Genomic DNA, 13,321 nt, shown 5'->3' on the forward strand with positions numbered 1-13,321 from the left:
CTCGCGGATTCCAGCAATAGTGAGACCCCAAACCGGGAAAGGCAATCAGTATATGGCGCTCAACGAAGAATCGGCATTCGAATCACGGATCGGAAAAGGCACCAAGGCTTCGGGGAAACTCAACTTTCGCGGCCCGGTAAAAATCGAAGGCGAAGCGGAAGGCGAGATCATCGGAGATGAAGTTGTAATCGCGACCGGCGCGGTGGTGAGCGCACGGATTTCCGCAGGCAAGGTGACGATCGCGGGCGCGTTCAGCGGCGAAGTGACGGCGCGCGAACGCGTCGAGTTGATGGCGACGGCGCGAGCACAGTGCACGATCAGCACGCCGAGCCTGGTGCTCAACGAGGGCGCGCAGTTCGACGGCGACTGCAAGATGCCGGCCAAGAAGCTCGCTGCGTAAGCTTAAGCTTGGCGGAGAGGCGGCGTGACCAGGACGGTTTCGATACCGCGTGAATCGCGCCGGCGCAGCACCAGTCCCGAGTCGTCAATCTCAATTTCCTCGGAGTCGCCCATCCGCGGCTCGTAAATCCACACGTGCGGATCGTCGCCACGCTGGCGGCATGACTGTTTGCCGGTGGCAGCGACGAGTGTATTCGGATCGATTGCCGCCACCCGTCCGGTCCATCGCGTCTGCCCTCGTTCGCGAATGTGGGCGATAGTCAGAGCGCGAAAGATGATCAGGTCGGCATCCACTTCGCCGTAGCGCCCGAGCTTGACGGTCAAGTTGTTGCGCCCACCCATCGCGCCGACGTTGCCGCGCAGAAAACTGTCGGCTGATTCGTAGGTGGCATTGCGAGTGAAGGGGCCGCGGCTGTAGCTCGCGACTACGCGCCGGATGATCCCGGCGTCGTCGAGTTCGGCTTCGACTTCGTACACGTTGGATCCGCTCGCGGGACGCCGAATGCCGTGGATCCTGCCTGCGGCCAGGGTTTCATCCTCGACAGCGAGCAACTCGCCGGCGCGGCGGATATCGTAGCGCAACTCGCCGTCGGCAATGAGCATGCTCGAAAGTTAACCGCTCGGATGGGGGCGAACAAGTTTGCCGCATACGCGGTCAATGGGGCATTGTTTGGGTTCAAAGTCCCTGTTCGTTGGTCGCCGGGGCTCCAAATCCAAGAGGAAGCGCTCAAATGAACTGGCAGGAGTATTACCGATCGCGCACGATTTCGGCTGACGAAGCGGCCGCAATGGTAAAGGCGGGGATGCGGGTGAATTTCCCGCTGGCGGCGGGAACCGTGATGCAGGGCGCGTTGGCGGCGCGAGGCAAGCAGATCGGCGGCGTGGTCGATCTCAGGATGTCGTCGCCGCTGATCGACCCGGGATGGCTGAGCGGAGAAGCCGCGCAGCATTTCAAGCTGGAGTTCGAGCTGTTCATCGGCAACATGGGACGTCCGTCGCATGACAGCCGTGCGGCCACCTACCTGCCCAATTTATTTTCGACCGGCTTCAAGCCGCACGACGAACGGCCGGCCGAAGACAAGCCGATAGATTTCACCTTCGTCAACGTCACCACGCCCAACGCAAAGGGATTCGTCAGTTTCGGGCCGCATCAGTGGAACAAGCGGATGTATGCGCGGCGCGCGCGTCACGCAATCGCCGAGGTTGACGCGAGCATGACGCGCACTTACGGCGACGTTTACATGCATGTCTCGGAGTTCGATTATTTCGTCGATGGAACTCCGCCGCCGCCCAATCTGGCTATGATCGAGCAGGCGCTTGCTGCGATGGACAGCGAAAAGCGCGATGGCATCCGCGCGATCATTGCGGCAGCGGGAGTCGAACGTATCTGGCCGATCGTTCAGTATCTGCAACGCACGCCGCTGGCGGATTTGCGCGTGTTGCTCGGCCTTGCGCAACCGTCCGAAGAGTTAAAGGCGGTAGCGGGATACCTGAGCGAACTCGTCGAAGACGGCGTGACGATTCAGATCGGAGTCGGAGAACCCAGTTCGCAGATGGCGCGGCTGGGCGCATTCGACGGCAAGCACGACCTGGGGCTGCATACCGAGATGGTCGCGCCGGGAATAGCGCGGCTGGTTGACGCCGGGATCATCAACGGCCGGCGCAAGACGATACATCGCGGCAAGGCGGTGGCGATCGCGTGGACGGGTTCGGATCCGGACGATTTGCGGATAATCGACGACAACCCGGCATTCGAGCTTTACGATCCCGAATACGTGCTCAAGCTCGCGACAGTTTCCTCGAACTACCGGCAGACGGCAATCAACAATGCTCTCAGCATCGATCTGACCGGTCAGATTAACTCGGAGACCGTGCTCGGGGCGCGGATGATGAACGGGACGGGAGGACAGCCAGAATCTCATATCGGTGCGTTTCTATGCCCGGGCGGACGCGCAATTACGCTGCTGCAATCAACCGCGGTGGGCGGCGCGATTTCGCGCATCGTGCCGCAACTCGAAGCCGGCGCATTGGTAACGGTGCCGCGTTATTTCGCCGATACTATAGTGACCGAATTCGGAATCGCGCGGCTGCTGGGCAAGAACCATCGCGAGCGCGCTGCCGAATTGATCGCGATTGCTCACCCGGACCATCGCGCGGAGCTGAGGGAAGCCGCCAACCGACTGTTCGGCTAGATCGTTAAAAAACACGAAAACAGAGCCGATTCAGTGCTGAATAACACAATCAGGCGCGGCATATCCCCTAAGGCTTGACCTTAGTCGGGAAATAGTCCAATAAGATGGTCTAGCGCAGTTCAACTTTTATGGTAGCCTATTTGCCAACCTAAGAACGGATAGGCGCATTAAAGAGGAAGTGAAGCGATGCCATCCTCGACTAAGGTGCTCACAGTCAACGAGGTCGCCGAGTATCTGCGTGTCCATCGCTCGACGATCTACCGCCTGCTCAAGAAAGGACGGTTGCCGGGTTTCAAGATCGGAAGCGACTGGCGCTTCAACGTTGAGGTAATCGATGAATGGCGGCTGAGCCAGGGGTCCAGCGTGCTGGAATAGGAAGGGGCCGATTAGCAGACGGCCTCGAAGCTCCGCAATCCGCTTTCGCTGAATTCAAAGCATCCCCAGTTTCGTCTGACCCGATCTGTCGCTGAAGTCACTCTGATCCACCCGCAATTCGTAGTCGATTTTCAATTTAAGCAGGCATTGAAATCGGGCAAGTTGTCGCGCGCATGCGCACGCGGCTAGACTGCGAGCAGCCGAGTTGCCGCGCGCATCGAATTTCCGCGCGCGGTGAGCGCGCAGAGTCATGCCGACCGACATTTCCGCCAAGACACGACTGTTCACCGAATCCGTAATCCGCGAGATGACGCGGCGAGCGCTCAAGTGCGGGGCGGTAAACCTGGCGCAGGGATTTCCCGACTTCCCCGCCCCGGCCGAAATCAAGCAAGCCGCCAAGCGCGCCATCGACGAGGAATACAATCAGTACGCGATCACCCACGGCTCGCCGAATTTCCGCCGCGCAATCGCGGACAAGGTGCGCAGCTACAACGCCATCGCGTGCGATCCCGACCGCAACATCACGGTGACCTGCGGCGCGACCGAGGCGATGATCGCGACGATGCTGGCGGTGATCAACCCCGGCGACGAGGTGATCATCTTCGAGCCGTTCTACGAGAACTACGGGCCCGACGTGATCCTGGCCGGTGCGACGCCGCGCTACGTGGCGCTGCGCGATCCGGATTTTTCGCTCGATCGCGCGGAGCTCGAAGCGGCATTCGGTCCGCGCACCAAGGCAATCGTGATCAACACTCCGCACAATCCGAGCGGCAAGGTCTTCACCCGTCCCGAGCTCGAAGCGATCGCCTCGCTATGCCGGCATCATGACACGCTGGCGATCACCGATGAGATTTACGAGCACATCATTTACGGCGGCGCGCGCCACGTATCGATCGCGAGCCTTCAGGGGATGGCCGAACGGACGGTGACGATTAGCGGGCTGTCGAAGACCTACTCGATAACGGGATGGCGGCTGGCGTACGCGATCGCCAGCGAAAGAATCACCGCGGCGATTCGCAAGGTGCATGACTTTCTGACGGTGGGCGCGCCGCATCCGCTGCAGGAAGCCGGGGCCTTCGCACTGAGGCTGCCGGAATCGTTTTATGCGGAGCTGACCGCGATGTACGAGCGCAAGCGCGGCGCATTGTACGCGGCGCTCGCGAGGGCCGGCCTGGAATGCCGCAAACCCGACGGCGCGTATTACATGCTGGCGGAGATTGGCGGGCTCGGATTCAAAGACGACTTCACGGCGGCGGATTTCATCCTCGATGAAGTCGGCGTCGCCGCGGTGCCCGGTTCAAGCTTTTACCATCGGCCGGAGTTGGGGCATCGGAAGATTCGATTCACGTTTTCGAAAAGTGACGAGACGATCGCGGCAGCCGCCGAGCGGCTGAGCCATCTGCAGGAGAAGCTGGCGGCGCGGTCAAAATTCAAGACCGGATGAATACGTCAGATCTAGGCCCGAGAAATCGGGTCAAGAAGCTTTCTTGCCGCCCTGGATGGCGCGCAGGCGCGGGCGCTCGATTCCGCCCGAAAGATAAACCAGCACGGTCCACGCGCTGCGCGTGAGCGGATAGCAGAGCAGCACGCTGCCGGCGGCGATCGCGCTCAGGAAAAATATCCTGGCAGCATCAGAGAGGCGTGCGGCGAAGGCGAGAATCGCCCAGCAGATAAGGAACGAGCCGGCGGCCACCGCGAAGTCGAGATACATCGCGCCCAACGTCTCTCCCGGATCCTTCCAGAACACGACGTGGCATCGCGGGCACTCACGATTCATCCTGAAGTGCGATCGGAAAATTGCGCCGTTTCGGCATACCGGGCATCGGCAATTGAGCACGCACTTGATCAGCGCGGATGGGGAATCGTTCGCCACGATCCTGATATAACTGCGCGACGCGCGTGAGGCCAGCGATTATGTCACGCGAGGAGCGGGCTTTGGCTTCTCGTCAAGGATGGGGCGCCGGAGTTCCGGGCGCAGACTGAAACCCGTCGGGCAAATCCCGCGTCGGCGAAATTCGAATCACGACTATCTGGCCTGAATCCAGCTTGGCGCGAGTGGGACGCGCATAGCCGATTCGCGCGAGCAGATATTTCTTGGGGTAACCCGCGATCACCTCGTCCTGCAGCGCCTTGTCCTCGACGATTTCCGCCTTGCCGATGAACGCCGGCCCGGTTGGCGAGCCGATCCATATGAGCGCCGGGCTGCCGCGCTTGATTCTTTTGGCCTTCCAGCTGGTCGGCGAGGTTTCGATCAGAACCTGGTTGTCGCCGGTTGTAATGAACCAGACCGGCACAGCTCTGCTCTGGTTGCCGTCTTTGCGAACCGTTGCAATGTAGATGTAGGTGGACTTGGCAAGCGCGCCGGCGTCGCGAGGTGACGTTGCAGCGGTCGCGGTCGCGGCGGGAGCGGCGAAGGCGGCCAGGAGAACGGCTGCGGCCAGGAGATGAGGAAGATTGGCGGCGGAAATTTTCATGAAGCGCTCCATCGTCAATCGCCGAGATAGCGGCGACGCACAAACACTTCTCCCAGGAACAGCATGATCACAAGGGGAATCAGCCACGGATCCGCGCTGCGGCGAAATGCCACGGTCTGACCGCGATGGCGGGCAATTGTCGCTGCGGGAGCTTCGAACGCGCCGTGGGTCGCGGTTGATAGCCGGCGCAGCAGTTCGAGATTGGGTGGCTTGATGCGCAACTCGGCGCTGTCGGCCGGAATCGATCCGGCGGCGGCGAATTCGCGCTGCTCGAGGATTTTTTCGGAATCGCCCGCTTTGAACATCAGCGTCGCGACGTACTTGCCGCGCGGCAGCGGCCCGACTTCGCCCCGATAGATCGAGGCGGCGGCCTCGGTCATCGCAACGTCGATGGCGCGTCCCGGCCCGGTGATTCGGCACACCAGGTTACTGACGGGATTGGGATCGGCCCTTTCAGCCTCGACCGTGATCGACCCGTCAGGCGCGCCGTGGACGCGCATCGTGAACATCCCGGAGTCGCCCTGGCGCATCGTCCAACCCGCCAGCTGCGACCAGAATTCCGCGTAGCGGTTCCATCGAATCCAGCTCAGTGTGGCGAGTGAGTCGGGTTCGGCGGCGAAAATCGCGGTGCGACCGAGTCCATATTGCCACGACGCAAGCAGCGGCGCAGATTTGTCGGCGCGCGTGACCTTGAGCATGACTTGCGCGCCGTCCTTGGGCTCGGTCGCGGCAAAAAAATCTATCGGCGGAATCTCCTTGATGCTGATGCCGGAGAGCATCGCGGTTGCCGCCCCGGCTTCGACGGTGGTGCGATCCGGCTTGCGCCGGTTCATCGCCTGGCGCGTCAATCCGACCAGCAGCAGCGGCAGCTTCTCGATATCCTGCACGCGATAGAAGACGCCGCCGGTCGCCTGCGCGAAGTCCTGCAGCAAGCGCAGATTGGCGAGGTCGGGGCCGATGCGGATGGTCGAGACCGGAATATGCCGGCGCGCGAATTCGGCGATCAGATCGTCGTGGTCCTGATACTGGCGGTTGGTGTCGCCGTCGGTGAGCAGAATCACCTGGCGCACCGGGATGGCGCTCCGCAGAATCTCGCGTTCCGCGATTTCGAGCGCCTCCTTGAAGTCGGTGCCGCCGCCGGGTTGCAGGCGGTCGATGCGGTTTTCGAGATCGCCGCGATCCTCGCCGAGCGGCTGCAGATGCGCGAGCACGTACGGCTGCGAATCGAACGCGATCACGCCGGCGAAATCAGTATCGTCGAGCTGGCGCAGCAGCGCGATCGCGGCTTGCTTGGCGTAGCGAATTCGCTCGCCGTCGCGCACCGCCGGATAGCGCGAGTCGTAACTCATCGAGTTCGAGCGATCGATGCAGAGGTAAACGGCGATCGGCTCGCGCGACGGCGGCGGCGGTTGCGGTGCAAACTTTACCGGCAACGCCTTTTCCAGCTCGCCGCCGGCCAGTTTCTCCTCGCGCAATGTGTCGCCCGTCGCGACCAGTCCGCCGCCGTAATCGGCGACGTAGCGATTGAGCGCGTGCTGCGCCGCCCCCGTCAGCGAACCCTCGGGCACATCGTCGAGGATAACCAGTTGATAGGGCAGGTAGTCCACCGGGTGTTCGCTCAGGCTGCGTGGCGACACGAAATCAATCGCGTAGTTGCGCATCTTGAGCGCGGTCACGAGGCTTTCCGGCGGCGTGGTCGAGACGATCAAAATCCGCGGCGCGCCGGTCACCGAAATCGCGGCCTCGACCCGCGGATTCAACGCCACCCGCGGAGCAGCAATCGAGACTTCCGCACTCATCAAGTATGCGCCCGCGCGCTCCAGCCGATAGGGCAGCTCGAAGCGGTTCAGCCCCGGCTTCAGGGCAGTCGCTTCCCCGCCGACTGCGATGCCGTCGCGGTAGAGCTTGAGCGTGGCTGCGACCGGAGACTGCGATTCGCTGTCAACGTCGATTCTGAATGCAAAGCGCTGATCGGCGCGGACCGTGTCCGGGGAATAGAAATTGGTGACCGCAATTCTCTCGGTCGCCGACGGCGGCGGCGCGGCGGCGAAAATTCGCACACCGTCCTCGAGCATCGCGGGAACCTCCGTCATCGCGGAATCCTCGGTTTCGTTGCCGTCGCTCAGCAGCACGATTCGCTTGTCCGCTTCCGCCGCAAACAGGCTTTCAGCCACGGTCAGCGCGCCGGCTATATTGGTGGCCCCTCCGTCGGCGCCATCGCCGAAATGCCCCAGCAGCCGGGGATCCGTCAGAGGCGCAAGCAGCCGCGCGTCACGGCCAAAAGCGACAATCCCCAGCTGGTCGGCCGGAGCCATCGCGGACTTCAACTGTTCGACCTGGCCCCGCATCCAATCCTGCTGATCGGGCGAGACCGACCGCGACTCATCCAGCGCCACGACCACCGCGACGCTTTGCGCGGCGATACGCCCCGGAATGCGCAGCCCCGCGAGCGTCGCGACCAGAGCTACAACGCACAGCGCGCGAAGCGTCGCAGCCGCAGCGCCCGCCAGCCGCATCCCGCCGCGCATCGCGAGAATTCCCGGCGCCACGGCCACAGGCACGAGCACCAGCAGCCAGAGCAGATGCGGCCGATCAAACATGGCGCATCCCCCAGCGGCCGGCGTGGCCAATCAGCATCGCGGATTCAATCGTCAGGGCGAGCAGCGCCAGCGCGATCAAAATGAAAACCAGCGGCTGCACTTCCCTGGCGGATTGCGCATTCGATGCGGCGGCGGCCTTTTCCGCCGGCGCCTTCGCTTCGGCCTGCGGTTTGGCGCCGAGGTCGGACTCGGCCGCGTCGTAATAGTTGGCGAACACCTGCGTCGTCTCTCCCCCCGACTCGACGATGTAGCGCCCGGCCTGCAGCGGACGGATTCGCACGCGGCCCCATTTGTCGGCCGTGACGGTCCGCACGCTCTCGTCGGGCTGGGTGACGCGCGCGGTTCCGGTTGCGGGTACGCTCACATCAGCCCCGGTCGCCACGATCAAAATATCGCGCGCTGCGGTCAGTTGTTTGATCAGATCGACCGTCAGCACCAGCGCGTCGAGATGATCGGGAGCGAGCAGAAGATGATCGCGGACGTCGAATGCGAGTACGCCGACGGGACCGCCCGCCGCACGCCCGATCGCGGCCAGGGGGATCGACGAATGAGCGGGGCCGGTCGCGGTCGCAATCAAATCCATCCATTCGGGGATCGCGACAATTCGCGTCGCGCCCAGCGTCAGGGATTCGATCCCGGGCGCTTCGCCCATCGCGTAGCTGCTAATGTCCGCGCTCGCCAGCGTTCCATTGACCGAGATTCCGATTGCGGCCGCGTACGGCAAGTTCTTCGCAAGTTGCGGCGGATATATGAGCAGCGTGGACGCCGCCCCGGCCGCGGGCACATAGCAATCGTGCATGACAGCCAGTTCGAGCGGCTTCGCGCTCGGACGGGATGCGTTCGCATCCGCAAGATACCTGGCAGGATCGGCGGTCTCGATCTGGAAATTCGCGTTGACCGCGAGCACCACGCGCGCGATATCGTCGCGCACCGCGGCGTCAGGCGACAGGACCAGGACCTGCGCCGGACGATCGGATGGCGCGTAAGCGTAGCGGTCGTTGTCTGCGTCGATCGCATCGGGGGTCAGGATTCGCGCGTGCAGCACACCTCCCGTCCGGATCGGTCCGAACGGGACGACGACCTGTTCACGCGGCGCGAGCATCAGGGTCTGATGAAACTCCTCGCTGTTGCCGAGATCGATCGCCAGTTCGCAGGAATGAGGCCGCGCGGAGAAATTGCGAATCACGGCGCGGCCGCGCGTCGAGCGCGGGATGCCGGGATCCAGCGACACGATCGCCAGATTGGAGTCGCCGGAACCGACCAGGTGGAAATTCACGCGCGCCGTCGAGGCGGCGTCGGCAAGAATCGCAGCCGCGGGCGGCCGATCGGCGAACAGATCGATTTCCGAGGCGCCGCGCGCGCGAATCAGCGCCGCTCGCAGAGCCGCCGTGCGTGCGGGCACCGCCATGGGGATCAAATCGCCGAGCGCCTTGCGCAGGTCAGCCAGGTTCGCGGTCTGCGGATGGCGCGCCTGCGCTTCCAGTGCGTATGCGATTACGCTGAACTCGTCTCCGGCCGGCGCTTGATTGATTATTTCCATCGCCTCCCGGCGGGCCTGGTCCAGTCTGGCGCCGGAGCCTTCGCGCGCGCTCATCCCGGCGCCGAGATCGAACACCAGCGCATGGATGCGGCCGTGACCGGGCGTGCGGGGCCTCATCACGTACAATCCCGCGATCGCCAGCGTCAGCGCCGTCAGCGTCGCCGTCTCGAGCCAGAACAGCGGATCGATCCGCACGTGACGGACGCTCGCAACCGGCGCGGGCGCTTCGTCGAAAAGCATCAGGCTCGACACTTCGATGGTCGGACGCGAGCGCGAGCGCAGATAGATCAGCACCAACAGCGCGAGGCTGAGTCCATAAATGAAGTTCTGCGGATTCAGGAGACCCACGATTATCTCACAATTCCGAGCCGCGGGAGTTCGCGCTCCATAATGCTTTCAAGATTGCCCGCTCCGAACGCCTGCGCATAAGTAATCGCATGCGTCGTGCAGATCTCGCGCATGCGCATGGCTATCTTTTCGACGTTGCGCCGGATCGCGGCGGCGGTCGCCGGGCCCAGCACGGTCTCGCGGACTTCGCCGGTCTCTGAGTCGCGCACGCGGAACAGTCCTGATGGATACGAAGCGGTGCTCTCCTGTTCGCCCATCACGTGGACAACTTTTACATCGTGGCGCGCCGCCACCAGCCGCTTGAGCGCGTCTGCGGCGTCGCTTTCGTTCACGAGAAAATCCGAGATGACGACGACCATCCCTGCCGGCCGGCGCTGCAGCAGCAATTGATCGACGGCCGCGCCCAGGCGGGTCTCGCCGCCCGCTTTCACCGACATCACGAACGGCCTGAAATTGACATACGACTCGCGGCGGCGATGAAACGGCGTTGCGTCGAGCTTCATCGCCCCACGGTGCATCGAGAATGCGCCGATTCGAACGGCGTCGTTGTCCGCCATCCCGATGTACGCGAGCGACGCGCCGATCGCCAACGCGAGCCCCAGCTTGTCGTCGTGCTCGGGCAATCCCATCGACGCGCTCGCATCCACCAGCGCGGTAACCTCGACCTGGCGATCGGCGCGGTAAGTTCGCAGCATCAATTCGTCAAACCGCGCGAACGCGTTCCAATCGAGGAAGCGCAAATCGTCGCCGGGCGCGTACGCCTTGAAATTTTCCGGTTCGATTCCGAGCCCCTGGATTCTGCCCAACGCGCGCTGGCCCGCGCGCACGGTGCGGGCGCGCTTGATGCCCAGCACCAGGCGGTCGAGCTTGCGCAAAAATTCCGGCTCGAAAGCGCGTGCTTCGAGCATCGTCGGCCGCCTATAGCTTCGCGGCGCGAACCGACTTGATGACGCGCTCGACAATGTGCGCGGCGTCGATTCCGTCGGATAGCGCGGCGTAGTTGAGCATGATGCGATGGGCGAGTGCGGCGACCGCCACGTGCTCGATATCTTCACGCGCGATATTGGCGCGCCCGTCGAGCAGCGCACGCACTTTGGCGCCCAAAATGAGCGCCTGCGCACCGCGCGGGCTCGAGCCAAACATCACGTAGCGATTGACCATCTCGTCATGCACGGCCCTGGCTTCGTCGGTCACGAAGCGCGAGTTCTGCGGCTGCGTGGCTCGCACCAGTCGCGCCGCGTATATCTCCATCGCGGGCGCCGCCATCACTTCGCGCACCAGCCGCTTGAGCGCCTCGATTCGCTCGGGCGCTTCGGTGGCGTGGAACACCGCCTCGATCCCCGCTTCTTCGGGCCCGGTCGTCGACGAGATGATTCGAGTCAGTTCGCCTTCGTCGGGATAGTTCAAACGGACTTTGAACAGGAAGCGATCGAGTTGCGCCTCCGGCAGCGGATAGGTGCCCTCCATCTCGATCGGATTCAGCGTCGCCATCACGAAGTACGGCGGTTTGAGGCGGTAGGTCGTGCCCGATACCGTCACCTGCAGCTCGGCCATCGCCTCGAGCAGCGCCGACTGCGTCTTGGGCGTCGCGCGATTGATTTCGTCGCCCAGCAGGATATGGCAAAACACGGGCCCCGGCTGAAAGCTGAACTCGCGCCGTCCGTCCTCCCCCGACAAAATCACGCGCGTGCCTGTTATATCGGCCGGCATCAGATCGACTGTGAATTGAATTCGGTTGAAGCTCAGATTGAGCGCCAGCCCCAGCGTTTTGACCAGCGTCGTTTTGCCCGTGCCGGGAACGCCTTCGATCAGCACGTGGCCGCCGGCGAACAGCGCCGACAGCAACTCCTCGACGGCCTGCTCGTGTCCGATGATCAGCTTGTGGATCTCGGCCTGGATACGCCGAAACGTCCGGGCGAAATCCGCCACCGTTGGCGTTTCCGCCTGCACCTCGCTCATCTGTCGAATACCCGTTTGATAGTAGTTCGATCTTCGGCCGGCACCGCGGCGCGCGCCACCGGCTCGTCCGGCTCCTGGTTCAGGCTGAGCGGCGCGCGCACTTTGGGCGCAACGTAGGCGTGACCGGCGCCCTTCGCACCGTGATCGACGGGCCGCGCTTCGATTGCGATCTCGAAACCCTCGGTGCCGAGCTTCGGCGCCGCAGGTGCGCCGAACAGGCTGTCGGGATCGGCGCCGATTCCGTGCGCCGCGCCCCCGTTGCCGCCATTCTCGCCGCTTTGCTGGATCCTGCGATCGGTCGCGCTGTTATCCCGATTGCCGGGGTTATCCTTGCCGGAGTTGGCTTCCGCGCCCGACTCGCCATTGGCGCCGGGCGAAGGCTCGGAATTCGGATGGCGCAAATCGTCCTCCCTCGGCAGATCGATCTCGCGGCTGGATTTTGGCTGGTCCTGTTTGAACTGTCCTGCGATGTCGCTGCGCCGATTCTTCTGCGTCTCAGGAGCGCGATGAATTTCATTTTGATCCTGATCGCCGCCGGCGTCGGCCAGCCGCAGGTTGAGGCGCTGCTCCGAGGCCATCTTCTGTCCGGTCAGCCTGCTCTGTAAATGCCCGGCCATGTCGCGCGCGCGATTCACCAGCTGGTTCAGCGAATTGCCGCCTGCCTCGCCGTTCGCCGCGCTCTCCCGGGCCAATTTGTCCTCAAGCCGGCGCATGGTCGCGGCGTCTGCCGTGACCTGCATCCCCGATTCATCGCCCGGATCAGCCGGTCGCAGATGCAGATCCTCCAGATCGACCGTCAGGTCGTCCTGCCCGCTGCCCGGAGTAACCTGTGGCGCGTGATTGATTTTTGAAATCGGGATCGCGAGCGCCGCCAGCACGAAGGCTGCGGCCAGCGGATAGATCGCGCGCGACACGCGGCGCCGCTCGATCCGCGCGGCCGCGAATTGGTCCTGATAGCCGATCGTATCTTCAACCAGGTACGACCACAGCGAGCCGCGGGTCTGGTGATTGGCGAGTGCGACGATCGTCGAGAGACGCCCTTTCAGCTCGGCCCGATCATCGGCAATCGCGGCGGCGCGCACCGCGCTGGCGCGCATCCGCCACCCGGCGCCGACTGCGCTCGCGATACCGGCGCAGCCAATAATCACCAGCGCCGAAGCGCCAACCAGGAAAGCGAGCGGCGACAGCAGGTATGCACCGGCAAAAACTGCGGCGCCACCCGCGATCGCGATCGCGAGCGTGTAGAAAATCGCATGCTGCAACGCCAGCGAGTTGAGTCGCGTGCGGACGGAACCTACCCGGCCCAGGATTTGCCCGAGTTTCTCATCAGCTCGCCTGTCTTGTGAGGGAAACGACATCGAAGGCGCCAAGCGCGTGAATCGAGGATAGTTTAGCCCGGCTAATCACGCAACGATGAATCTCCGCCCCCACTGC

At 63.4% G+C, this 13,321-nt stretch carries 12 protein-coding genes; 4 read left to right on the forward strand and 8 right to left on the reverse strand.

The window, feature by feature from the left end; translation table 11 throughout:
* Positions 1-52 precede the first annotated feature (52 nt).
* Positions 53-400: a bactofilin family protein gene (locus ABR989_RS08050; protein WP_428127392.1), complete on the forward strand. Its 348-nt coding sequence runs from the start codon at positions 53-55 to the stop codon at positions 398-400.
* A 2-nt stretch (positions 401-402) separates the two neighbouring features.
* Here ABR989_RS08050 and ABR989_RS08055 read toward each other — a convergent pair whose 3' ends face one another.
* Positions 403-1,002, reverse strand: a complete 600-nt coding sequence (locus ABR989_RS08055; RefSeq protein WP_428127393.1) for a hypothetical protein — start codon at positions 1,000-1,002, stop codon at positions 403-405.
* Positions 1,003-1,130: 128 nt separating this feature from the next.
* Between ABR989_RS08055 and ABR989_RS08060 the strand changes: the two genes are divergently transcribed.
* The 3 genes from ABR989_RS08060 (at position 1,131) to ABR989_RS08070 (ending at position 4,410) form a co-directional block, all read left to right on the forward strand.
* Positions 1,131-2,591, forward strand: a complete 1,461-nt coding sequence (locus ABR989_RS08060; protein ID WP_428127395.1) for an acetyl-CoA hydrolase/transferase family protein — start codon at positions 1,131-1,133, stop codon at positions 2,589-2,591.
* Between the two features lie 186 nt (positions 2,592-2,777).
* Entirely contained in the window at positions 2,778-2,966 is a 189-nt protein-coding gene (locus tag ABR989_RS08065; RefSeq protein ID WP_428127396.1) for a helix-turn-helix domain-containing protein, read from the forward strand.
* A 250-nt stretch (positions 2,967-3,216) separates the two neighbouring features.
* A complete protein-coding gene (locus ABR989_RS08070; RefSeq protein ID WP_428127397.1) occupies positions 3,217-4,410 on the forward strand; it encodes a pyridoxal phosphate-dependent aminotransferase in 1,194 nt (397 codons plus the stop codon).
* A gap of 30 nt (positions 4,411-4,440) precedes the next feature.
* Here ABR989_RS08070 and ABR989_RS08075 read toward each other — a convergent pair whose 3' ends face one another.
* The 7 genes from ABR989_RS08075 to ABR989_RS08105 all read right to left on the reverse strand — a co-directional run bounded on the left by ABR989_RS08075 (position 4,441) and on the right by ABR989_RS08105 (position 13,245).
* Positions 4,441-4,839 carry a hypothetical protein gene (locus ABR989_RS08075; protein WP_428127399.1) on the reverse strand — a complete coding sequence of 133 codons (399 nt, stop codon included), beginning with the start codon at positions 4,837-4,839 and terminating at the stop codon, positions 4,441-4,443.
* Between the two features lie 73 nt (positions 4,840-4,912).
* Positions 4,913-5,440 (reverse strand): pyridoxamine 5'-phosphate oxidase family protein, encoded by a 528-nt coding sequence (locus tag ABR989_RS08080; RefSeq protein WP_428127400.1) that lies wholly within the window; start codon positions 5,438-5,440, stop codon positions 4,913-4,915.
* A 14-nt stretch (positions 5,441-5,454) separates the two neighbouring features.
* Positions 5,455-8,040 (reverse strand): VWA domain-containing protein, encoded by a 2,586-nt coding sequence (locus ABR989_RS08085; RefSeq protein WP_428127402.1) that lies wholly within the window; start codon positions 8,038-8,040, stop codon positions 5,455-5,457.
* Entirely contained in the window at positions 8,033-9,928 is a 1,896-nt protein-coding gene (locus tag ABR989_RS08090; RefSeq protein ID WP_428127404.1) for a BatA domain-containing protein, read from the reverse strand. Before ABR989_RS08090 ends, ABR989_RS08085 begins: the two co-directional genes overlap by 8 nt.
* A 2-nt stretch (positions 9,929-9,930) precedes the next feature.
* Positions 9,931-10,836 (reverse strand): DUF58 domain-containing protein, encoded by a 906-nt coding sequence (locus ABR989_RS08095; RefSeq protein ID WP_428127406.1) that lies wholly within the window; start codon positions 10,834-10,836, stop codon positions 9,931-9,933.
* A gap of 10 nt (positions 10,837-10,846) precedes the next feature.
* Positions 10,847-11,887 (reverse strand): AAA family ATPase, encoded by a 1,041-nt coding sequence (locus ABR989_RS08100; protein ID WP_428127408.1) that lies wholly within the window; start codon positions 11,885-11,887, stop codon positions 10,847-10,849.
* Positions 11,884-13,245 (reverse strand): hypothetical protein, encoded by a 1,362-nt coding sequence (locus ABR989_RS08105; protein WP_428127410.1) that lies wholly within the window; start codon positions 13,243-13,245, stop codon positions 11,884-11,886. The genes ABR989_RS08100 and ABR989_RS08105 overlap by 4 nt, the downstream gene beginning before the upstream one ends.
* Positions 13,246-13,321 lie beyond the last annotated feature (76 nt).

Source organism: Binatus soli (SeqCode) (genome assembly GCF_050015535.1).
GTDB classification, from domain to species: domain Bacteria; phylum Desulfobacterota; class Binatia; order Binatales; family Binataceae; genus Binatus; species Binatus soli.

Coding starts and splice junctions, on each gene's coding strand:
- ABR989_RS08050 (WP_428127392.1), top strand. CDS start 53: ATGGCGCTCAACGAAGAATCGGCATTCGAATCACGGATCGGAAAAGGC.
- ABR989_RS08055 (WP_428127393.1), bottom strand. CDS start 1,002: ATGCTCATTGCCGACGGCGAGTTGCGCTACGATATCCGCCGCGCCGGC.
- ABR989_RS08060 (WP_428127395.1), top strand. CDS start 1,131: ATGAACTGGCAGGAGTATTACCGATCGCGCACGATTTCGGCTGACGAA.
- ABR989_RS08065 (WP_428127396.1), top strand. CDS start 2,778: ATGCCATCCTCGACTAAGGTGCTCACAGTCAACGAGGTCGCCGAGTAT.
- ABR989_RS08070 (WP_428127397.1), top strand. CDS start 3,217: ATGCCGACCGACATTTCCGCCAAGACACGACTGTTCACCGAATCCGTA.
- ABR989_RS08080 (WP_428127400.1), bottom strand. CDS start 5,440: ATGAAAATTTCCGCCGCCAATCTTCCTCATCTCCTGGCCGCAGCCGTT.
- ABR989_RS08085 (WP_428127402.1), bottom strand. CDS start 8,040: ATGTTTGATCGGCCGCATCTGCTCTGGCTGCTGGTGCTCGTGCCTGTG.
- ABR989_RS08095 (WP_428127406.1), bottom strand. CDS start 10,836: ATGCTCGAAGCACGCGCTTTCGAGCCGGAATTTTTGCGCAAGCTCGAC.
- ABR989_RS08100 (WP_428127408.1), bottom strand. CDS start 11,887: ATGAGCGAGGTGCAGGCGGAAACGCCAACGGTGGCGGATTTCGCCCGG.
- ABR989_RS08105 (WP_428127410.1), bottom strand. CDS start 13,245: ATGTCGTTTCCCTCACAAGACAGGCGAGCTGATGAGAAACTCGGGCAA.